Source organism: Enterobacter hormaechei ATCC 49162 (assembly GCF_001875655.1).
Lineage (GTDB): Bacteria > Pseudomonadota > Gammaproteobacteria > Enterobacterales > Enterobacteriaceae > Enterobacter > Enterobacter hormaechei.
The window spans coordinates 2678648-2699211 of record NZ_MKEQ01000001.1; the positions used below are offsets into that span (position 1 = coordinate 2678648).

Below are 20564 nucleotides of genomic sequence, written 5' to 3' on the forward strand. Positions count from 1 at the left end.
GGGTTAACAACCTCAACAACAGAGGCAAGCCTATGAACAGTTCGACCAATGCAGTAAAACGCTGGTGGTACATCATGCCAATCGTGTTTATCACGTACAGCCTGGCGTACCTGGATCGTGCCAACTTTAGTTTTGCATCCGCCGCGGGGATCAACGAAGACCTGGGGATCACCAAAGGGGTTTCCTCCCTGCTGGGCGCCCTCTTCTTCCTGGGTTATTTCTTCTTCCAGATCCCCGGCGCGATTTACGCCGAACGCCGCAGCGTGCGAAAACTCATTTTCATCTGCCTGATCTTATGGGGCGCCTGTGCGTCGCTCACTGGCGTGGTGAATAACATCCCTGCTCTGGCGGCCATTCGCTTTATTCTCGGCGTGGTTGAGGCGGCCGTCATGCCAGCAATGCTGATTTACATCAGCAACTGGTTTACTAAATCTGAGCGTTCACGCGCCAATACTTTCCTGATACTCGGTAACCCGGTCACCGTGCTGTGGATGTCGGTGGTTTCCGGCTATCTGATCCAGTCCTTCGGCTGGCGCGAGATGTTCATCATTGAAGGGGTTCCCGCGATTATCTGGGCCTTCTGCTGGTGGGTGCTGGTGAAAGATAAGCCAGCCCAGGCAAAATGGCTTTCTGAGGACGAAAAAGCCGCACTCCAGGCGCAGCTGGATAAAGAGCAGCAGGGGCTGAAAGCGGTACGTAACTACGGCGAAGCCTTCCGCTCCCGGAACGTCATCCTGCTGTGCGCACAGTATTTTACCTGGAGTATTGGCGTGTACGGCTTTGTGCTGTGGCTGCCGTCGATTATCCGCAGCGGCGGTGAAAACCTTGGCATGGTAGAAGTAGGCTGGCTGTCATCGGTGCCTTACCTGGCTGCGACCATCGCGATGATTATTGTCTCCTGGGCATCGGACAAGCTGCAAAACCGTAAGCTGTTCGTCTGGCCACTGCTGCTGATCGCTGCTTTTGCCTTCATTGGCTCCTGGGCCGTGGGCGCGAATCACTTCTGGGCCTCCTATACGCTGCTGGTGATTGCGGGTGCGGCTATGTATGCCCCGTATGGTCCGTTCTTTGCCATCATCCCGGAAATGCTGCCGCGTAACGTCGCAGGGGGCGCAATGGCGCTGATCAACAGTATGGGTGCGCTGGGTTCGTTCTTTGGCTCGTGGTTTGTGGGCTATCTGAACGGCGCCACCGGCAGCCCGTCGGCCTCTTACATCTTTATGGGGGTGGCGCTTTTTGCCTCGGTATGGCTTACTCTGATCGTTAAGCCTGCTAATAATCAACAGCTACCCGTCGGCGCACGCCACGCCTGAATCCTTTTAAAATCAACGGAGATTAGCATGAAGCCGTCCGTCATTTTGTACAAAGCACTGCCTGATGATCTGCAAAAACGCCTGGAGGAACACTTTACCGTTACCCGGGTAAAGAACCTCAGCCCGGAAACCGTGGCACAGCACGCCGACGCGTTTGCCAGCGCCGAGGGCCTGCTGGGTTCAAGCGAAAAGGTGGATGCGGCGCTGCTGGAGAAAATGCCGAAGCTTCGTGCTACCTCAACCGTTTCTGTGGGATACGACAATTTCGACGTGGATGCGCTTAACGCGCGCAACATCCTGCTGATGCACACGCCACATGCCCTGACGGAGACCGTCGCCGACACGCTAATGGCGCTGGTGCTCAGCACCGCCCGTCGCGTGGTGGACGTGGCCGAGCGCGTGAAAGCGGGCGAATGGACGAAAAGCATTGGTCCGGACTGGTTCGGCGTGGACGTTCATGGCAAAACGCTGGGCATCGTAGGGATGGGCCGTATCGGGCTGGCGCTGGCACAGCGCGCGCATTTTGGCTTCAACATGCCGATCCTGTACAACGCACGCCGCCACCACAGTGAAGCTGAAGAACGTTTCAACGCCCGCTACTGCGAGCTTGATACGCTGTTGCAGGAAGCCGACTTTGTCTGCCTGATCCTGCCGCTGACGGATGAAACGCGTCATCTGATCGGCAAGTCGGCGTTTGAAAAGATGAAGAAATCGGCCATTTTCATCAACGCGGGTCGCGGCCCGGTGGTCGATGAGAAGGCGCTGATTGAGGCATTACAAAACGGTGAGATCCACGCCGCCGGTCTGGACGTGTTTGAACAGGAGCCGCTGCCGGTGGACTCTCCGCTGCTGACCATGCCGAACGTCGTCGCCCTGCCCCACATCGGCTCTGCGACTCACGAAACACGCTACAACATGGCGGCGACTGCGGTAGATAACCTGATTGCCGCGCTCGGCGGTAAAGTGGATAAGAACTGCGTTAACCCGCAGATACAACATTAGAAACGAAAAAACCCGCCAGAAGGCGGGTTTTTGAATTTTGTGCTACTGGGTTGGAAGCTTACAGGCTTACAACGTTACCAGCTGCTGGGCCTTTAGCGCCGCTTTCGATGGTGAAGGAAACTTTCTGACCTTCATCCAGAGATTTGTAGCCATCGTTCTGGATAGCAGAGAAGTGTACGAACACGTCTTTAGAGCCATCGTCAGGAGTGATGAAGCCGAAACCTTTATCAGCGTTGAACCATTTTACCAGACCAGTCATTTTAGCAGACATAGAAATTACCTTATTAAAAATATATTGTGCCTTCCGGCTTGATGGATTGCGTTACAGATTTTTAAGCGATGAAGGAAGGGTCACTACGAAGGGTATCTATGGATAACAATCTGGACTGCTTTACTAAACTGCTTTAGGTCTGTGTAACAAACCGACGAACATAGTTATACCGATATGGTAGATGAATGACAAGCGTTATTTTCATCAAGCATAAAAAAACCCCGCCGAAGCGGGGGTTTTCTTATTCCGTTGCAGCGACCGCTGCGCTCCAGGCCTGGCTAAAAGCCTGATGCTGGGACGCGAGCGGCCCAATCAGCGCGTTGTACTGGCTCGCCTGCTGGGAGGTCGGGAACTGGATACCGTTAGAGACGAAGCTCACCTGCGTACCTTGTTCACTAATAAAGTCGCCCACCTGAACCAGTTGCTGAGTAAAGACCTGCGCCGCCGGGATCAGCGGTTGCAAAGCGTTTGACGGTTTGGTCACCACTTTCTCATACACCTGGTCATAGACCGGTTTGAGATCCTCGCCCTGCTTCAACGCGGAACGCGAAGCATCAGCCTGCATTTTGGCATTTTGCAGCTGCTGGCTGAGTACCCCAAGCGCGCCATTAGACTGGCGAAGCGGTTCACGCTGGGTCAGATAATCCTGTGGAACGCGGATGGCATTCACGCTATCCACGACCGGGCGAATACCGGAATCCATCGCCTGGCTGACCTGCTGTGAATAGCCATACAGAATGGCGTAATCCGACACGAATGGACCAAACTGTTTTTTCTGATCTGCAGTCAGCGTTGGTAAACGCTCGCCGCTACGCATCACTGTATTCTGTAGAAAATCGATAAACGCTTTGCGCTGATCGCCTTCTTTATCGAAACACCCACTCAGGCTAACCACCATCAACAACGCCGCAATAGGCGCAAACCAGCGAGAGCAGGACTTTCCTGTCGCCATTTTATTACTCCTTTCACCCAAAAAAGCGCACACCGGCACACGCGTGCCCAACGCTGACAAGAATAGTCCAGGTCAGCCTTGCAAGATAGAGTTTTCATGCAAAACGGGTATTCCCGTTTTTGTACTGACTATTTACAAAAAAATACCTGTGCATCTCTACATATGATTAATCAGGTAATTAGCATAACTATCCATATAGCTGAAACGCGTAAAGCGATCGTTATCGCACAATTAATCACAGCCGTGACGATCCTGTGTTTGGTTTAGGGACTATTCTTAACAGGCTCTCTGATGTTCATGATCCCGATGTGTGATTTATGAGGAGTTCTCAATGGAATTAAAAGATCCTGAGTTTGAGCTGCTGAGCAGCCTGGAACAGATTATTTTTAAAGATGTACCGCCGACAGTAACCCTGAATCAAAAGTCCAATCCTTTTAGTGAATTTGAGCGTTTACGTAAAGGATCGGGCCTGAAAACAGATGAATTCGCAAGAGCGATGGGTGTCAGCGTAGCGATGGTACTGGAGTGGGAGTCAAAACGTGAAAAACCTACCCCAGCCGAGCTAAAGCTGATGCGCCTGATTCAGGCAAACCCTGACCTTCGCAAGCAGTTAGCCTGATAAAGTTTGTTTGCCCCCGCCCTTGCGGGGGCTTGTGTTTACAGGCTTTCACATCGCCATCCCGACTCTTCCCATATCAATTCATGCGTCAGCTTTAACCCTGCCAGAAAGGCTTCATCGTGCGACACCACCAGCAGCGCGCCGGGGAAATCGGCTAAGGCCGCTTCAATGGCCTGAACAGAGGCCAGATCAAGATGGTTGGTCGGCTCATCCAGAAGCAACAGCTGCGTTGCCGCTTCACGCCACAATACGCAGGCCAGCGCGGCCTTCAGCCGCTCCCCGCCACTCAGTTCGGCCAGGGGAAGTGTTACTTTCTCCGCACCCAGCTGGAGCTGCGCTAAACGGGTACGCAGTGCCCCTTCTTCGAGCGGGGTATTGCAAAGGCTAAGATGCGTCATCACCGACTGCGACAGATCCAGCCGGGAAAGATGCTGATCGAGATAAGCACGCCTGACGGAAACCTTACAACTTCCCGTAACTGGCGCGGTTTCGCCCAAAATCACCTTCAACAGCGTGGATTTCCCACAGCCGTTCGGCCCGCGTAGCGCCACGCGCATCGGGCCATCCATTCGCCAGTTTATCGGGGGGACAGGCACGTGCGGAAGCACCAGTTCTTCCAGTACCAGCACCTGTTTCCCTTCCGGGATTTGACTGCCCGGCAGGGTAAACATCACCGCGTTATCCTCTTCAACCCGCTCGCGTGCCTGGTTAACCGCAGCGTTCAGAGCATGATTTTGATCGCTATGCTGCTTTTTCCAGGAACCAATACGCTCTTTCGCCGCTCCTTTGTATTTGACCCGTTCAAACGAGGCGATGTTAAGGCTGTCGACGGTGCGAAGCGTTTTGGCTGAACGCCGCTGGCTGTCGTCATGCTCTTTATGCATACGGGCGCGGGTACGCTTGCGCTCGGTGGCAGCATGCTCCAGCGCGGCGCGGGCAGCCTGTTGCTCAGCATCACGCTGGGTTCGATAGTCAGCATAATTCCCGCCGTAGCTGTGCAAGCCCAACGCGCTCAGTTCAAGGATACGCGGTACCTGGGCCAGCAACTCACGGTCGTGAGAGGCCACCAGCACCCCGCCCTGATACCGGGAAAGCTGCTCGTAGAACCACATGCGGCCTTGCCTGTCGAGGTGGTTGGTCGGCTCGTCCAGCAGCAGGTAATCAGCATCTGCGGCGAATGCGCCGCACAGCAAGGCACGAATACGCTCGCCGCCGCTCAGCTCTGCCGCAAGCTTATTCGGATCAAATGGGGGAAGTTTTGCAGCGATAAAAGCATGGCTCAGCCGTTCAGCCAGATCCCAATAACCGTCGAGCGTGTCGAGATCGTCGGGTTCATAATGACCGCTGTCGATGCGCGTGCGCGCCGCAAAGATCGCGTCGTATCCGAGCAGTCCGGCTAGAGTGGTATCCGCAGAAATATCCTGCTGCTGCGCCACGTAGACGTGTGTGCCAAAGCGCTCAATATGACCGCTGGCGGGTTCATCAACCCCAGCCAGCAGCCGCAGCAGGCGTGTTTTACCGCTGCCGTTGCGGCCAACCAGCGCGCACACTGACGCATCCAGGGAAAGATTCAGTGGACCGAAAAGGATATCGCCCGTCGCAAACTGACAGGTGACCTGATGCAAAATAAAAGAGGGGGACTGCGCAAAATGAGCCATAAGCACTCCTGAATGAAATCAAAACATCCCCTGCCGACGCGGTGCGTTGAGCAAGGATCGAAATTCATCAGTCGTGTTTGTTCATTTTTGGGGGGCGCTCCTGAGGACAAAATTTAACGGGAACAAGGATAACGGCAATGCGCGGTCCATATCAAGGTTAAATTTTCACCAGCGCTATTGCCAGAGCGTAAAAAACCCGCCGAAGCGGGTCTCTGAATCAGATAAACGCAAACGCATCGCCGAACAGACGATCTTCCCGCGCGTCACGCTCGTTGCAGAACAGGTCGCGGGCAATTTTCGCCATTTCGAAGCGACCGGCGATGTAGATATCGTGCCCGGCCAGCGTCCCGTGATCCTGCAATACCGCGGTCAGCACCGTACCGCTACGCCCGCGCCAGCCCTCTTCCGGCTGCTCGACAACCGGCTCAATGCGCAGGTTAGGATGATTTACGCTCAGCGCTTCCAGCTCAGACAGATCGTAAAGGTGCTTCTCTTCGCGGCCACCCCAGTAGATGGTGATATCACGATTTGGGTTGCGCGCCAGCGCGGTCAGCAAAATAGAGCGGACATAAGAGAAGCCCGTGCCACCGGCAATCAGGATCAGCGGACGGTCTTCATCTTCACGCAACCAAGCCTCGCCATGAGGAATATCGACCACAATTTCACGCTCTTTCAGGATGCGATCCATCACGGCCATCGCGTACAGGTTAAGCTCAGACGCACCAATATGCAGCTCAATAAATTCCTGCTCTGCTGGCGTTGAGGCCATAGAGAAAGGACGCTTATCACGCTCGTCCATCACGACCATCAGGTACTGACCGGCACGGAATGAGAATGCCGCTTCAGGAACCAAACGGACGCGATATACGGTGTCGGTAATAGCATCTACCGACGTCACTTTACAGCTTAAGGTTGTCATTCGCTCTCTCTGTCGGGAAGTCTATAGGGCTAAACGGTCTTATTCTGCCTTACCGTTATTCATTATGGCCAGCTCGTCCCAGATCGCGTCAATTCGCGCGGTCACGGCAGGATCTTTCTTGATCGGGCGACCCCATTCACGGTCGGTTTCGCCAGGCCATTTGTTCGTGGCATCCAGTCCCATTTTTGAGCCAAGGCCGGAAACCGGCGAGGCAAAGTCCAGATAATCAATCGGTGTGTTTTCCACTATAACCGTATCACGCGCCGGATCCATACGCGTGGTAATGGCCCAGATGACGTCGTTCCAGTCGCGGGCATTGACGTCATCATCGCAGACAATCACAAACTTGGTATACATAAACTGGCGCAGGAAAGACCATACGCCCATCATCACGCGTTTAGCATGACCGGCATACTGCTTCTTCATCGTTACCACCGCCAGGCGATACGAACACCCTTCCGGCGGCAGATAAAAATCAACAATTTCCGGGAACTGCTTTTGCAGGATCGGCACAAACACTTCGTTTAGCGCCACGCCCAGCACCGCCGGTTCATCCGGTGGACGGCCAGTATAGGTGGAGTGATAAATCGCATCTTCACGCTGGGTAATGTGCGTGACGGTGAACACCGGGAAGTTGTCCACTTCGTTGTAATAGCCGGTGTGGTCGCCGTACGGCCCTTCAGGTGCCAGCTCGCCCTGTTCGAGGTAACCTTCCAGCACAATCTCCGCGCTGGCTGGTACTTCCAGGTCATTGGAGATGCACTTCACCACTTCGGTTTTGGTGCCGCGCAGCAGCCCAGCGAAGGCATATTCAGACAGCGTATCAGGAACGGGCGTAACCGCCCCAAGAATGGTGGCCGGATCGGCACCCAGCGCGACAGAAACCGGGAAACGTTCGCCCGGATGGGCCTCGCACCACTCCTGGAAATCCAGCGCCCCACCGCGATGGGACAACCAGCGCATGATGAGCTTGTTTTTGCCAATCAGCTGCTGTCGATAAATGCCGAGGTTTTGACGCTCTTTATGCGGCCCATGCGTAACGGTGAGGCCCCAGGTGATCAGCGGCGCAGCATCTTCAGGCCAGCACTGCATGATGGGAATTTTGGTCAGATCAACGGCATCGCCTTCCAGCACTTTTTGCTGGCATGGCGCACCGCGCAGGCGTTTGGTAGGCATGTTCAACACCTGCTTAAACTGCGGCAGCTTGTCGAACAGATCGCGGAACCCTTTTGGCGGCTCCGGCTCTTTCAGAAAGGCCAGCAGTTTGCCCACTTCACGCAACGCCGTGACATCTTCCTGCCCCATTCCCAGCGCCACGCGGCGAGGTGTGCCAAACAGGTTGCACAGCACCGGCATGGTGTAGCCTTTTGGGTTTTCAAACAGCAACGCCGGACCGCCCGCGCGCAGGGTACGGTCAGCGATTTCTGTCATTTCCAGATACGGATCAACAGGAAGCGTAATGCGTTTGAGTTCGCCCTGCTTTTCCAGCAGCGCCAGGAAGTCGCGTAGATCGTGGTATTTCATGCAGTTAATCATGGCCTCTCTGTAAGCGCTTCATTATACGGCGTAAGACCGCGTGATGCTGTAATTTTGTTAAATTAGCGTGAACTTCCACGACTTACTCTCTTTTTCGCCATTATAATCACCTTAGCGATCCCGCCAGGGTTTTGGTATGCTTGCGCCCCGAACAATGGGAAGAGTGATTATGCAGGCCTGGTATTTACTGTATTGCAAACGCGGGCAACTTCAGCGCGCGCAGGAACATCTTGAACGTCAGTCTGTTAACTGCCTGACACCGGTGATCACGCTTGAAAAAATGCAGCGTGGCAGACGCACAACCGTCAGTGAGCCTCTGTTCCCGAATTACCTGTTCGTCGAGTTCGACCCTGAAGTGATCCACACCACGACAATCAGCGCCACGCGCGGCGTCAGCCATTTTGTGCGTTTTGGCGCCCATCCGGCAAGAGTACCGTCATCGGTTATTCATCAGCTTTCTGTTTACCAGCAGCCTGACGATATTACCGATCCGGAAACCCCTTATGCTGGCGACAGCGTGGTGATCACCGAAGGCGCCTTTGAAGGTTTACAGGCTATCTTCGCTGAGCCGGACGGTGAGGCGCGCTCCATGCTGCTGCTCAACCTGTTGAATAAAGAGGTGTTGCAGAGCGTTAAAAACACCGATTTCCGCAAAGTTTAGAACTGCACGCCGAACAGACGACGCACGTTATCATCGGTTTGTGCTGCCAGCCACTGCGCATCCTCTCCGCGCCAGTGCGCCACGCGTTCAGCAATGTGTCCCAGGTAGGCCGGTTCATTACGTCGTGATGGCGGTTTGGGCTGCATATCCCGGGGCAACAGGTACGGCGCATCCGTTTCAAGCAGCAAGCGATCGGCCGGGATAACGGGCAACAGCGCGCGAAGTTCCAGCCCACGACGTTCATCACACACCCAGCCGGTAATACCCAGATAAAGCCCGCGGTCCAGGCAATCCAGCGCCTCCTGACGGGAGCCAGTAAAGCAGTGCAACACCGCTCCCGGCAATTTCTCCAGCCAGGGTTCCAGCAGCGCCAGAAAACGTTCATGGGCATCGCGACAGTGCATAAACACCGGCATCTCCCGCTCTGCTGCCAGCGCGAGCTGGGCGGTAAATGCCTTTTCCTGCTCTTCAGGCGTCGAGAAGTTACGGTTGAAATCAAGCCCGCATTCGCCAATGGCAACCACTTCAGGCGTATCCGCCAGACGATAAAGCGTCTCAGCGCTGTCCTGCGTCCACTGGCTGCTGTCATGAGGATGTACGCCTGCGGTAGACCAGCAGTGCTGATAGCGTTGCGCCAGCTGCTGTGCCTGCGCACTCTCGTGCAGACTGGTCCCCGTCAGTAACAGCCCGTTCACACCAGCGGCAAAGGCGCGCGCCACCACCTCATCTCGGTCTTTTGCAAACTGGCTGCTGGTCAGGTTAAGCCCAATATCAAACATACGTTTCCCCATATGACAACCGCCCTGACGGGCGGCTGGTTTTATTCTTTCGTGGTCTCTTCAGACGGCTCGTCTTCTTCGTCCCGGGTACGCCCCTTTCCGACGTAGAAACGTGCGAAGAACACGCCGACTTCAAACAGACAGTACATGGGTATCGCCAGCAAGGTTTGCGAGAAGACGTCCGGTGGCGTTAACAGCATCCCTACGACAAATGCCCCCACCAGGATATACGGGCGCTTCTTACGCAGATCTTCAGGCGTAGTCACGCCGACCCAGCAGAGCAGGACAATCGCTACGGGCACCTCAAAGGCGACACCAAAGGCCATAAACAGCGCCATGACAAAACTGAGGTAGCTGGCGATATCCGTCGACACCTGTACCCCTTCCGGCGCGGTATGCGTCAGGAAGCCAAAGGCCAGCGGAAAGACAACGAAGTAGGCAAACGCCATGCCGATATAAAACAGCAACGAACTGGACACCAGCAGGGGAATAACCAGCTTGCGCTCATGCCTGTACAGGGCAGGCGCCACAAATGCCCAGACCTGATACAAAATGACCGGCGCAGAGGCAATCAACGACACCCAGAAGGTCAGCTTAATAGGGGTAAAGAATGGCGAGGCAACGTCCGTTGCAATCATCGTCGCGCCCAGCGGCATCTGTTTAATCAGCGGCGCAGAAACCACCTGATAAATATCGTTGGCAAAATAGACCAGACATAAAAAAATGAGGAAAACCGCAATGATGCAGTTTAACAGGCGCTTACGCAGCTCAATGAGGTGCGTAATGAGCGGTTGAGTATCATCTACTGCCATGTTTACGCTTTATCACTCGACGAGGGGGATGATTCGGAAACGGGCGCGGCGGGTTTTACCTCAGCCGCTTTGACCACGGGCTCTTCCGGCGGCACCTGTTTTTTCACTTCGGGCTCCTGCGGCGTTTGCTCTGGTGAAGCAGCCTGATGCTCTGCGCTGGAAGGCGTCACACCCTCGCGCTGCTCTTCGCTGCCCTTCACCACCGGATTATGGATGGTGTTAGCTTCATCGCTCGCTTTCTCAGGATCGTTAATGCTGTAAGAACGCTTCATGGATTCAGCCGCTTCGCGCAGCTCGTCCATCGAGGCCTTCAGTTCCGGCGTCAGGTTGTCCATGCTCGCCTTTTCAACCTTTTTCAGGCTGTCCTGAAATTCCTGAAGCTTTAGCTCCTGCGCCAGCTCGTTCTGCACGGTAGTTGCCAGCGAGCGAAGCGCACGCACCCAGCCTACGACGGTTTTCACCGCAACGGGTAAACGCTGCGGCCCCAACACGATAAGACCAATCACAAAGACCAGCAGTAACTCACTAAAACCAATGTCGAACACGAATTACACCTGCTCTTTATCGTGACGTTTAGCCTCTTCCTTTTTGGCTTCGTCCTGCTTATCGGCGATGGATTTAGCGGTAAAATCAGCATCCTGACTGGCTTTTTCCTGCTTATTCTCATCATCGCTCATGGCTTTCTTGAAGCCTTTGATTGACGCGCCCAGGTCGGACCCGATTGATCCGAGTTTTTTCGTGCCAAACAGCAGCACAACGATGACGGCAATGATCACTAACTGCCAGATACTGATACCACCCATGCGTGTTCCCCAGTGATAGATGATTAATTAGTCAGATCGCATTATACGTATGCAATCCCTCGATAGCGACGCTAATTCAGCGCGTTTTTCGCCAGCCAGCAAGCCAGACAACCACACCAGCAGCCATAATCCAGGTTGGCATCATTTCCCAGTCCGGACGATTGATCAACAGCAACGTGCCGCTTATCAGCAGCGTCGCGCCAATTCCGAAGAGATAGCGGGACTGCCCCTGACGCACGCGACTGGATTGAAGCTCGTGCGCGATTTTATCCATGCTGTGCTGAAGGTTCTTGCTCTGACGCAAACTGTCGTAAACCAGTTCAGGAATTTCAGGCATTTTTTCAATCCAGAACGGGCCTTTCTCTTTAAGCGAGCGAACCAGCGCAGGAATGCCGACCTGATCCTTAATCCAGGATTCAAGGAACGGTTTCGCGGTTTTCCACAAGTCTAACTGAGGATAGAGCTGGCGGCCTACGCCCTCAACGTAAAGTAATGTTTTCTGAAGTAAAACTAATTGTGGCTGCACTTCCATATTGAAACGGCGTGCGGTGTTGAACAGGTTGAGCAGAACGTGTCCGAAAGAGATCTCCGAGAGCGGCTTTTCAAAAATCGGCTCACAGACGGTGCGGATCGCAAATTCAAACTCTTCCACGTTGGTATCGGGTGGAACCCAGCCTGAATCTACGTGCAGTTCGGCCACCTTACGGTAGTCGCGGTTGAAGAACGCGATAAAGTTTTCAGCGAGATAACGTTTATCTTCTTTATTCAGCGAGCCGACTATTCCGCAGTCGATGCCGATGTACTTCGGATCTTCCGGGTGCTCATAGCTGACGAAAATATTGCCCGGGTGCATATCCGCATGGAAGAAGCTGTCGCGGAAAACCTGCGTGAAGAAGACCTGCACGCCGCGCTCGGCCAGCAGCTTCATGTTGGTGCCCTGTTTTTCCAGCGCCACCACGTCCGAGACCGGAATACCGTAGATACGTTCCATCACCATCATGTTCTGACTGCAATAGTCAGAATAGACTTCAGGAACATACAGCATCGGGCTGTCTTCAAAGTTACGACGCAGCTGAATGGCGTTCGCCGATTCACGCAGCAGGTTAAGCTCGTCAATCAGCGTTTTTTCATACTCCCGCACCACTTCCAGCGGACGCAGACGGCGGCCATCCGGCAACAGACGCGGCACCCAGCGAGCCAGGCGATAGATCAGCTTCATGTCCGCTCTGATAACCGGCAGGATATCCGGGCGAATCACCTTAATGACCACCTCTTTGCCATTCTCTTTCAGGCGCGCGGTGTGAACCTGCGCAATTGAAGCAGAGGCCAGAGGCTGAATGTCGAAATCATCAAACCAGGTCTCGATGGGGATATTGCCCATCGCTTCTTCGATTTGTTTCTTTGCTCTCTCGCCGTCAAACGGGGCGACGCGGTCCTGTAACAGGGCAAGCTGATCGGCAATTTGCGGCGGGAAAAGATCGCGACGTGTTGAGAGCATCTGCCCAAACTTGATCCAGACCGGGCCTAGCTCCTGCAACGCAAGACGCAGCCGTGCGCCCAGTTCCTGATCCTTATGGCGATTCGGCATCCAGAACAGCGTGCGCCGCCAAAGCCGAAGCGGCAGGGTGATACGCATTCTGGGGATAAGCTCGTCTAGCCCGTAGCTCAAAAAGGTGCGAACGATAAAATAGAGGCGCCGAATTTCACCAGGCGTCATTTGCCCTCCAGTTTTTCCAGCCGTTTGGTTAACGCATCAACTGCGCGCTCAACTGCCGCGGTCTCTTCTGCAAACCAGGCGACTTCTAAAGGCCCCGGCGCCATACGCCACTCTTCGGTCAGCACCTCGGCAGCATAGCGCTGTTGACGGAGCAGACCTTTACGCAGAAAAGCGGAACCTGTGCGCAGCGTTTTGCTTATACCTTCAGCCGCGATATCGCCGATATACGGCGCCAGCAGTTCCGCCGGGTCGAATTCAGCCTGATCGCTGAGTGCAACGAAATTCTGAACCACCTGAATATCGCCTTCGACCTCCAGTTCACCGCTGCGAATAAGTGCCGTCATCTGCTGACGGTCACGCAGTTTTGGCAAAACGCTCATATGCGTAATTACCGAGCAGTCGGCCTCGCCTTCCCACTCCCCCAGAACGTCAAGCTGGCGTTCGCTGAAGACCAGCACAAGCGGCGTCGAGAACTCCTTTAAAACGATACGCAGTACCTTTCCGTTAAGCCGCTGACGTGCGGTTTTCAGCGCAGGTGCGCGATACAGAAAGGCATTCAGTACATTCTCGATGCCTGCGGTGACTAAGGGTTTAATGGGCACGGGAAACCTCCACTCAGAACTTGTAACCACGATGCAGCGCGACGACACCCGCCGTCATATTGAAGTATTCCACGTTCTCAAACTCCGCATCCTGCATCATTGCTTTCAGCGTGTCCTGATCCGGGTGCATTCGGATGGATTCGGCCAGATAACGGTAACTTTCTGCATCGTTCGCCACCAGCTCGCCAATGCGCGGCAGGACGTGGAAGGAATAGGCATCGTAAGCTTTGCTCAGCGGGTCGATAATCGGTTTAGAAAACTCGAGCACCAGCAGTCGGCCACCCGGCTTCAGCACACGGTACATTGAGCGCAGCGCTTTATCTTTATCGGTCACGTTACGCAGACCGAAAGAGATGGTGATGCAGTCGAACGTATTGTCCGGGAACGGCAGCGCTTCGGCGTTCGCCTGAACATATTCAACATTGCCTACCACGCCGATGTTACGCAGCTTTTCGCGCCCCATTTTCAGCATGGAGTCGTTGATATCCGCCAGCACCACACGACCGGTTTCGCCAACCAGACGGGAGAATTTTGCGGTCAGATCGCCTGTTCCCCCGGCTAAATCCAGCACCGTTTGTCCACGGCGCACGCCGCTGCAATCAATGGTGAAGCGCTTCCACAAGCGATGAATGCCGAATGACATCAAATCATTCATCACATCGTACTTCGCCGCCACGGAATGAAATACGTGGGCCACCATGTCAGCTTTCTGCGCTTTGGCGACAGTCTGAAAGCCAAAGTGCGTTGTGTCTTGTGAATCGTCAACCATCTCAGAGCCTGCTAATCAGTCAAATGTTCGTGAAGTGTAACAGATTGGGCGCATTTGCCCTACGTTTCAACTACCGTGAAAGAAACGCGCTGGCTGGGATTCAGGGGATAAACTCGCCGCTAAATCGTTGTCTTCATTGCGGGTCTTTTGTTCAGCGTCGCCTTCGCGAAGACGAAACTCTTCATCCTGAGCGGTAGCCTGCTCCACCAGTTCCGGATTAATCTCGCGTTTCACTTCCACCCCAAGGCTGCGAAACGCCTCCGCCTGCGCCAGCAAATTGCCGCGCCCGGAGGAGAGTTTTTTCATCGCCTGGCGGTAGTTATCCTGCGCGCGATCCAGGCTTTGCCCCACCGAGGACATATCGTCCACAAACAGCCGCATTTTGTCGTACAGCTTGCTGGCGCGATCGGCAATCTGCTGCGCGTTACGGCTTTGGTGCTCATAGCGCCACAGGTTGGCAATGGTACGTAACGCCACCAGCAGCGTGGTGGGGCTGACCAGCATAATGTTATTTTTCAGCGCTTCGGTGATCAGTTCAGGCTGTCTGTCGAGCGCCAGCAGGAAGGCTGGCTCGACCGGAATGAACATCAGCACATAATCCAGCGATCGCAGCCCCGGCAGTTGCTGATAATCTTTCCTGCCCAGCAGACGGATATGGTTACGCACGGAGGCGATGTGCTCCTGCAACGCGGATTCGCGGGTGTAGTCATCCTCCGCGTTGAAGTAGCGCTCATAGGCCACCAGCGTCATTTTGGCGTCGATGACCACATCTTTGCCCTGCGGCAGACGAACAATGACATCCGGCTGCATCCGCGAGCGGGCATCGTTCTCAATGCTGACCTGCGTTTCGTACTCGTATCCTTCGCGCAGGCCAGAGGCCTCCAGCACGCGCGTCATGACCACTTCGCCCCAGTTTCCCTGCGCTTTGTTATCACCTTTGAGCGCGCGCGTCAGGTTAACCGCCTCCTGCGCCATCTGGGCATTCAGCTGCTGGAGGTTACGAATTTCATGCGCCAGCGTGTGGCGTTCCCGGGCTTCCTGACCAAAGCTGTCCTGCACCTGACGGCGAAAGCCGTCCAGCTGTTCGCGCAGCGGTGTGAGCAGGCTGTTCAGACTCTGGCGATTCTGTTCGTCAACGCGGCGGTTGCTGTGCTCAAAAATGCGGTTGGCGAGGTTCTCAAATTGCTCGCTAAGGCGCTGCTCGCTGTTGATCATCTGGCGGATTTTGTCTTCCGCATGCAGTTGGGTGGATTCAAGGCGGGTAGTCACTTCGCGGAGATCGGCCTCCAGCGAGGTATTGATATCACGCAGGTTGCGTAGCTCGTTATTAAGCAGTTCGCACTCGTCGCGCCAGTGGTCGCTCAGTGCAAGCTGCTGTTTCGTCGCGCTGAGTTCGGCGACGATCTCTTCGCGCTCTGCCAGCTGTTCGGCTTTCTGCTGGGCGTGCTGGTAACTGGCAATGAGCCAGCCCATTCCCACGCTCACCAGCGCAATTACCATATAAATCAGGACTGAGATATCCACAATGCCCCCTGCATCCACGTCTGACCCGCACAAAATAGAATTGTGCTGTATAAACGTCCAGTTTGAAAGGGTTTTCCTGCGAGGCGCTACGCAAAAAATAAAGGCCGAACGTGTCGGCCTTTTATCTCAGAGAGGAGGACTAGATCAGACGACGAGCCGCTTCCACCACGATTTTCACCGCATGGCTTTCGGTCTGCTTCATGGTTTCGGCGTTCGGGATCTCCTGCTGGGTACGGTTGACGATAACGCCCGCCACCATACCGGCACGCAGACCCTGGCTTGCGCACATGGTCAGCAGCGTTGCAGATTCCATCTCGTAGTTCATCACGCCCATGGACTGCCACTCTTCCATAGAGCCTTTGAAGCGGCTCACCACGCGACCAGAGAAGGTGTCGTAACGCTCCTGGCCCGGGTAGAAGGTATCAGAAGAGGCGGTTACGCCCACGTGAGTGGTTGCGCCCACGGATTTCGCGGCTTCAACCAGCGCGGTGGTGCATTCGAAATCAGCCACTGCCGGGAATTCCATCGGCGCAAAGTGCAGGCTTGCCCCGTCCAGACGCACGGATGCGGTCGTAACCAGCACATCGCCGACGTTGATGTGCGGCTGAATGGCGCCGGTGGTGCCGATACGCAGGAAAGTACGAATGCCCAGCTGCGCCAGCTCTTCAACTGCAATAGAGGTAGACGGACCACCAATACCGGTAGAGCACACAATCACCGCTTTGCCATCCAGCTCTGCGCGCCAGGTGGTGAATTCACGATGGGCAGCCAGCTTGACCGGCTTATCCATCAGCGCGGCGATCTTTTCCACACGCTCCGGATCGCCAGGGACGATAGCGAGCGTAGCCCCTTGTAAATCGTTTTTAGTGAGGCCGAGATGAAAAACATCAGACTTAGACATAGGTGACTCCTCTGTGGGTCGGTTTGTCAGAAGAAGTAAAACGGTACTTTACAGAAGCGGTAAGCATAATTTCGTGACACACCTCACCATGAATGAAAATGATTGCATTAAATTTCCATCAAAAAGTGATTCACATCACATTAACAAGTTATATCGACAGGTGCTGCACAAAAGATAGACCGTTTAAGGCACTGTGGGTTGTTAACCTGGTGTCTATATTTACCTTTGCGCTAACTCATTGGTACGGAGAATGCCATGACTGAAAAAACCGGATTTGCACCTGCTGCGGCTCCGCATGCTTCAACCATCGTCTCAACCTCAGAAGAGGCCATTACCGCAGGCGAGACCTCCATTCCCTCACAGGGGGAAAATATGCCTGCTTATCACGCGCGGCCAAAGTCGGCAGACGGCCCGCTGCCCATCGTGATTGTGGTTCAGGAGATTTTCGGCGTTCACGAACATATTCGCGATATCTGCCGCCGTCTGGCGCTGGAAGGGTATCTGGCCGTTGCGCCAGAACTCTATTTTCGTCAGGGGGATCCCAATGACTACAGCGATATCCCAACGCTGTTCAGTAACCTGGTGAGCAAAGTCCCGGATGCGCAGGTGCTGGCCGATCTCGACCACGTTGCCAGCTGGGCGGCGCGCAACGGCGGTGACCCGCATCGCTTAATGGTGACCGGCTTCTGCTGGGGCGGACGCATCAGCTGGCTTTATGCCGCGCACAATCCGCAGCTGAAAGCGGCCGTGGCCTGGTACGGCAAACTGGTGGGCGAAAAGACCCTGAACTCGCCGAAACATCCGGTTGATATCGCAACGGATTTAAATGCCCCGGTGTTAGGGCTTTATGGCGGCCAGGATACCGGCATTCCGCTTGATACCGTCGAGACCATGCGCCACGCGCTACGCGCGGCAAACGCGACGGCGGAGATCGTGGTGTACCCGGATGCCGGGCACGCGTTTAACGCCGATTATCGTCCGAGCTATCACGCGGAGTCGGCGAAAGATGGCTGGCAGAGGATGCTGGCGTGGTTTAGCCAGTACGGCGGGAAGAAATAATTGCTTTGCAGCCCCGGCAAGCGTCGGGGCTGCGTCTGGCCTTAATTCAGGCCGAGATGTTTCCACAGATCGTCCATCGGCAGCGTGGCCAGTGCGATACACTCGTCCGCCGCGCCATACCAGATATGCAGCGTGTCATTACGGACCAGCGCCCCGCAGGTAAAGACGACGTTACCGAAAAAGCCTTCACGCTCATAGGGCGCACTCGGCTCCAGCAGCGGCACAGACGATTTGGCGATGAGGGTGAGCGGGTCTTCAGGATCCAGAAGCAGAGCGCCCAGGCAGTAACGCTGGCTGGCGTCCACGCCGTGATAAATTTCCAGCCAGCCGCGCGCGGTCTTGATCAGCGGCGCACCGCCGCCAGATTTAAGCGCATCCCATTCGTCTCCCGAGCGTCCCAACAGATGCCGATGGTTTCCCCAGTGCAGCATATCGGGTGACTCGCAGATCCATATTTCCGGGTGGCCGAAATGGCAGGGCGCAGGCCGGGTAAGCGCCCGGTAGGCTCCGCCAACCTTCTCCGGGAAGAAACAGACGTCGCGGTTATCAGGGCAGAAAATCAGCCCTTTCTTCTCGACGGAGACAAAATCTACGGTGGTCGCCAGAGCGGTGGAGATACCCAACGATGACACGGCGGAGTAATTGATGTACCAGACATCGTCAATCAGGGTAATGCGCGCATCTTCACAGCCAAACTCCTCATAGCGGCTGTCGGCAGTTATGAAAGGCTGTTCATCGATGGTAAAATTCACCCCGTCCCGGCTTCGTGCCAGGCGCAGGTGGGACATTGACGTCAGCCAGACCTGAGCCGGGTCGCTTTTCAGCACGATGGTACGCGGGTCGCTAAAATCATAGCGAGGGTCGTTGCGGTCAAACGTTTTTGTCGCTGGCTGCCAGCCGCCAGGCTGCTGCACCAGAAGCGGAACGACGATCTTCTGTGGGTCATCATTTATCACGCTCTCGGCAACCCGAAGCAGCAGGATAATCTCCCCGTGATATTCCGTTACCCCGGCGTTAAAGACGCACTCCACTTTCCGTCCTGGCAGAGAAGGCACCACGTCGCCTGGGGTGATCAGCGGATTATTACCGTGTCTCTTCATATACACTCCTTTTTATCAGAATTTGATTTTTGTCCAGCTGCGGCGCGTTTTGCCCGTACAGGACATCCGCTTCAATGGCCCACAAGGGGTTTTGTACCGGCTGGCCAAAATTCACGGCCACCCAGACCTGCTCCTGCGGCGTGGTTCGGGTAAACCAGACGCACTCCTTATGGCGTGTCAGTGGGCTGCACTCTCCATGCTGTAGCGCCCCGATGGCGGCACGAAGCGCAATGAAGGTCTGGTACTCACGCCATAACGATCCGGGCGTCGATAACTGATGTTCGGCATTGAGGAAGGGATAGTCCTGGCTGACGGGCATCCACGGCGTGCGGGTGGAAAAACCCGCAAACGGGGCGTCGCGCCAGAGGAACGGGCCGCGGGACCCATCCCGGGAATGCTCAATGGCCTGCGCCAGCGCGTCGGCGGCACTGCAACCCTGCCGCATGGCCGTGTCGTAGTAGGTTTTCCCCTGAATATCAAAAATCTGTTCGACCGTCTGCGGCACGTAGTCAGGCATCCCCAACTCCTCGCCCTGAAAAATAAACGGCACGCCGCGCACGGTCAGCTGTAGCGCCAGGACAGCCAACGCCCGGGCGGTGTCGTGCGGGCCTTCGCCGAAGCGGCTAATCATGCGCGGCATATCGTGGCTGGAAAAGAACAGCGTCGGCAGACCAGACTGCATCGCCAGCGTGGCGTTAATCTCGTCGCACAGGCGTGCCGCATCGAAGGTTTTCTGACTGCCAATATTGAAGTTAAAGACCACGTCCATCAGCGACGGAGCCTGGTAACGCGCCAGGATCTCCCTCTCCTCGCTGCCAATTTCGCCAATCAGGAAAACATCACGTTGCTGCCTGGCATGCTGGCACAGGCGTTGCAGCGTGCCGATAAGTCCCGGCTGATTCACGTCATGTTCATGCTGTTGCACGCCAGCTTTCGCCGGGTTATCAGGCCCGATGCCGCGAGTGCTGAGGAAGTTAATCACGTCGAAGCGGAAGCCATCGACGCCCAGCCCCTGCCAGAAATCAATCACCTGAAACATTTCCTGCTCTACCGCGGGGTTCGCCCAGTTTAGATCCACCTGCTCTGGCGCGAATTTATGGTAGTAGAACATGCCGGTGTCCGGCTCCTGGCTCCAGGCGCTGCCGGAAAAAAAGGACTCCCAGTTGTTAGGGTGGGCGCTGAAGATGAAATAGTCCCGATAGCGGCTTGCGGGATTATTCCAGGCATCCTGAAACCACGGATGCTGCGAAGAGACATGATTAAGCACAAGGTCGATAATGACGCGGATCCCCTTTTCATGGCAGCGATGAACGACGTCGCGAAAATCGTCCAGCGTGCCGAACCGTGGATCGACGGCGCAGTAATCGCTGATGTCATACCCGTTATCCACCAGAGGAGAGGGATAAAACGGGGTGATCCAGATGGCACCGATACCTAACGCGCCCAGGTAATCCACTTTTGAAAGCAGGCCGGGGAAATCACCCAGCCCATCGCCATTGCCATCGCAAAACGAGGGCAGATAAATTTGGTAGCAGGTGCAGGCCTGCCACCAGGGTTGCTTCTTCAC

21 protein-coding genes are annotated in these 20564 nt (G+C 55.3%); 5 read left to right on the forward strand and 16 right to left on the reverse strand.

Annotated elements, in window-relative coordinates; translation table 11 throughout:
• Positions 1-32: 32 nt before the first annotated feature.
• Complete coding sequence (locus BH712_RS13360; RefSeq protein ID WP_001089079.1) at positions 33-1313, forward strand: MFS transporter; 1281 nt, start codon at positions 33-35, stop codon at positions 1311-1313.
• Positions 1314-1340: 27 nt separating this feature from the next.
• Positions 1341-2315 carry a glyoxylate/hydroxypyruvate reductase GhrB gene (gene ghrB, locus BH712_RS13365; protein ID WP_006812336.1) on the forward strand — a complete coding sequence of 325 codons (975 nt, stop codon included), beginning with the start codon at positions 1341-1343 and terminating at the stop codon, positions 2313-2315.
• Between the two features lie 58 nt (positions 2316-2373).
• Here the strand turns inward: ghrB and cspE are convergent, their stop codons facing one another.
• Both cspE and BH712_RS13375 read right to left on the reverse strand, forming a co-directional pair.
• Entirely contained in the window at positions 2374-2586 is a 213-nt protein-coding gene (gene cspE, locus BH712_RS13370; RefSeq protein WP_003860775.1) for a transcription antiterminator/RNA stability regulator CspE, read from the reverse strand.
• Between the two features lie 241 nt (positions 2587-2827).
• A complete protein-coding gene (locus BH712_RS13375) occupies positions 2828-3538 on the reverse strand; it encodes a DUF3053 domain-containing protein (protein ID WP_006812337.1) in 711 nt (236 codons plus the stop codon).
• A gap of 331 nt (positions 3539-3869) precedes the next feature.
• Between BH712_RS13375 and BH712_RS13385 the strand changes: the two genes are divergently transcribed.
• On the forward strand, positions 3870-4157 hold the full coding sequence (locus BH712_RS13385) for an HTH-type transcriptional regulator (RefSeq protein ID WP_003860776.1): 288 nt from the start codon (positions 3870-3872) through the stop codon (positions 4155-4157).
• A gap of 38 nt (positions 4158-4195) precedes the next feature.
• Here the strand turns inward: BH712_RS13385 and BH712_RS13390 are convergent, their stop codons facing one another.
• From BH712_RS13390 to ubiD, 3 genes are all read right to left on the reverse strand, one after another.
• Positions 4196-5815 (reverse strand): ABC-F family ATP-binding cassette domain-containing protein, encoded by a 1620-nt coding sequence (locus BH712_RS13390; protein WP_006812339.1) that lies wholly within the window; start codon positions 5813-5815, stop codon positions 4196-4198.
• Positions 5816-6032: 217 nt separating this feature from the next.
• Positions 6033-6734, reverse strand: a complete 702-nt coding sequence (gene fre / locus BH712_RS13395) for an NAD(P)H-flavin reductase (protein ID WP_006812340.1) — start codon at positions 6732-6734, stop codon at positions 6033-6035.
• A gap of 39 nt (positions 6735-6773) precedes the next feature.
• Positions 6774-8270, reverse strand: coding sequence for a 4-hydroxy-3-polyprenylbenzoate decarboxylase (gene ubiD, locus BH712_RS13400; protein ID WP_006812341.1), 1497 nt, complete (start codon positions 8268-8270; stop codon positions 6774-6776).
• 169 nt (positions 8271-8439) lie between these two features.
• Here ubiD and rfaH point away from each other — a divergent pair, with 169 nt between their 5' ends.
• Positions 8440-8931, forward strand: coding sequence for a transcription/translation regulatory transformer protein RfaH (gene rfaH / locus BH712_RS13405; protein ID WP_001149538.1), 492 nt, complete (start codon positions 8440-8442; stop codon positions 8929-8931).
• Here the strand turns inward: rfaH and tatD are convergent.
• The 9 genes from tatD to udp all read right to left on the reverse strand — a co-directional run bounded on the left by tatD (position 8928) and on the right by udp (position 16838).
• On the reverse strand, positions 8928-9710 hold the full coding sequence (tatD, locus tag BH712_RS13410) for a 3'-5' ssDNA/RNA exonuclease TatD (RefSeq protein ID WP_032674160.1): 783 nt from the start codon (positions 9708-9710) through the stop codon (positions 8928-8930). The two genes, rfaH and tatD, sit on opposite strands and share 4 nt — an antisense overlap.
• Before the next feature lie 41 nt (positions 9711-9751).
• Entirely contained in the window at positions 9752-10522 is a 771-nt protein-coding gene (tatC, locus tag BH712_RS13415) for a Sec-independent protein translocase subunit TatC (RefSeq protein WP_006812344.1), read from the reverse strand.
• 2 nt (positions 10523-10524) lie between these two features.
• Complete coding sequence (gene tatB, locus BH712_RS13420; protein WP_006812345.1) at positions 10525-11067, reverse strand: Sec-independent protein translocase protein TatB; 543 nt, start codon at positions 11065-11067, stop codon at positions 10525-10527.
• 3 nt (positions 11068-11070) lie between these two features.
• Positions 11071-11325, reverse strand: a complete 255-nt coding sequence (tatA, locus tag BH712_RS13425; RefSeq protein ID WP_006812346.1) for a Sec-independent protein translocase subunit TatA — start codon at positions 11323-11325, stop codon at positions 11071-11073.
• A 76-nt stretch (positions 11326-11401) separates the two neighbouring features.
• Positions 11402-13042, reverse strand: a complete 1641-nt coding sequence (gene ubiB, locus BH712_RS13430) for a ubiquinone biosynthesis regulatory protein kinase UbiB (RefSeq protein ID WP_006812347.1) — start codon at positions 13040-13042, stop codon at positions 11402-11404.
• Positions 13039-13644: a ubiquinone biosynthesis protein UbiJ gene (gene ubiJ / locus BH712_RS13435; protein ID WP_003860788.1), complete on the reverse strand. Its 606-nt coding sequence runs from the start codon at positions 13642-13644 to the stop codon at positions 13039-13041. The genes ubiB and ubiJ overlap by 4 nt, the downstream gene beginning before the upstream one ends.
• A gap of 13 nt (positions 13645-13657) precedes the next feature.
• Positions 13658-14413, reverse strand: a complete 756-nt coding sequence (gene ubiE, locus BH712_RS13440) for a bifunctional demethylmenaquinone methyltransferase/2-methoxy-6-polyprenyl-1,4-benzoquinol methylase UbiE (protein ID WP_003860790.1) — start codon at positions 14411-14413, stop codon at positions 13658-13660.
• 66 nt (positions 14414-14479) lie between these two features.
• The gene (gene rmuC, locus BH712_RS13445; protein ID WP_032674161.1) at positions 14480-15937 is read right to left on the reverse strand and encodes a DNA recombination protein RmuC; all 1458 of its coding nucleotides are present in this window, start codon (positions 15935-15937) and stop codon (positions 14480-14482) included.
• Between the two features lie 139 nt (positions 15938-16076).
• On the reverse strand, positions 16077-16838 hold the full coding sequence (gene udp / locus BH712_RS13450; RefSeq protein WP_003860792.1) for a uridine phosphorylase: 762 nt from the start codon (positions 16836-16838) through the stop codon (positions 16077-16079).
• Between the two features lie 255 nt (positions 16839-17093).
• Between udp and BH712_RS13455 the strand changes: the two genes are divergently transcribed.
• The gene (locus BH712_RS13455; protein ID WP_006812349.1) at positions 17094-17897 is read left to right on the forward strand and encodes a dienelactone hydrolase family protein; all 804 of its coding nucleotides are present in this window, start codon (positions 17094-17096) and stop codon (positions 17895-17897) included.
• 41 nt (positions 17898-17938) lie between these two features.
• Here BH712_RS13455 and BH712_RS13460 read toward each other — a convergent pair whose 3' ends face one another.
• Together BH712_RS13460 and BH712_RS13465 are read right to left on the reverse strand one after the other, a co-directional pair.
• On the reverse strand, positions 17939-18997 hold the full coding sequence (locus BH712_RS13460; protein WP_006812350.1) for a glycoside hydrolase family 130 protein: 1059 nt from the start codon (positions 18995-18997) through the stop codon (positions 17939-17941).
• Positions 18981-20564 carry an alpha-glucosidase gene (locus BH712_RS13465; RefSeq protein ID WP_006812351.1) on the reverse strand — a complete coding sequence of 528 codons (1584 nt, stop codon included), beginning with the start codon at positions 20562-20564 and terminating at the stop codon, positions 18981-18983. Before BH712_RS13465 ends, BH712_RS13460 begins: the two co-directional genes overlap by 17 nt.

What these genes read in the sequence shown, in the direction of transcription:
- tatA (WP_006812346.1), bottom strand. Translation starts at nt 11,325, where the DNA reads ATGGGTGGTATCAGTATCTGGCAGTTAGTGATCATTGCCGTCATCGTT.
- cspE (WP_003860775.1), bottom strand. Translation starts at nt 2,586, where the DNA reads ATGTCTGCTAAAATGACTGGTCTGGTAAAATGGTTCAACGCTGATAAA.
- BH712_RS13385 (WP_003860776.1), top strand. Translation starts at nt 3,870, where the DNA reads ATGGAATTAAAAGATCCTGAGTTTGAGCTGCTGAGCAGCCTGGAACAG.
- BH712_RS13455 (WP_006812349.1), top strand. Translation starts at nt 17,094, where the DNA reads ATGACTGAAAAAACCGGATTTGCACCTGCTGCGGCTCCGCATGCTTCA.
- BH712_RS13375 (WP_006812337.1), bottom strand. Translation starts at nt 3,538, where the DNA reads ATGGCGACAGGAAAGTCCTGCTCTCGCTGGTTTGCGCCTATTGCGGCG.
- BH712_RS13360 (WP_001089079.1), top strand. Translation starts at nt 33, where the DNA reads ATGAACAGTTCGACCAATGCAGTAAAACGCTGGTGGTACATCATGCCA.
- rfaH (WP_001149538.1), top strand. Translation starts at nt 8,440, where the DNA reads ATGCAGGCCTGGTATTTACTGTATTGCAAACGCGGGCAACTTCAGCGC.
- ghrB (WP_006812336.1), top strand. Translation starts at nt 1,341, where the DNA reads ATGAAGCCGTCCGTCATTTTGTACAAAGCACTGCCTGATGATCTGCAA.
- BH712_RS13390 (WP_006812339.1), bottom strand. Translation starts at nt 5,815, where the DNA reads ATGGCTCATTTTGCGCAGTCCCCCTCTTTTATTTTGCATCAGGTCACC.
- tatD (WP_032674160.1), bottom strand. Translation starts at nt 9,710, where the DNA reads ATGTTTGATATTGGGCTTAACCTGACCAGCAGCCAGTTTGCAAAAGAC.
- ubiB (WP_006812347.1), bottom strand. Translation starts at nt 13,042, where the DNA reads ATGACGCCTGGTGAAATTCGGCGCCTCTATTTTATCGTTCGCACCTTT.
- tatC (WP_006812344.1), bottom strand. Translation starts at nt 10,522, where the DNA reads ATGGCAGTAGATGATACTCAACCGCTCATTACGCACCTCATTGAGCTG.
- BH712_RS13460 (WP_006812350.1), bottom strand. Translation starts at nt 18,997, where the DNA reads ATGAAGAGACACGGTAATAATCCGCTGATCACCCCAGGCGACGTGGTG.
- fre (WP_006812340.1), bottom strand. Translation starts at nt 6,734, where the DNA reads ATGACAACCTTAAGCTGTAAAGTGACGTCGGTAGATGCTATTACCGAC.
- udp (WP_003860792.1), bottom strand. Translation starts at nt 16,838, where the DNA reads ATGTCTAAGTCTGATGTTTTTCATCTCGGCCTCACTAAAAACGATTTA.
- ubiD (WP_006812341.1), bottom strand. Translation starts at nt 8,270, where the DNA reads ATGATTAACTGCATGAAATACCACGATCTACGCGACTTCCTGGCGCTG.
- ubiE (WP_003860790.1), bottom strand. Translation starts at nt 14,413, where the DNA reads ATGGTTGACGATTCACAAGACACAACGCACTTTGGCTTTCAGACTGTC.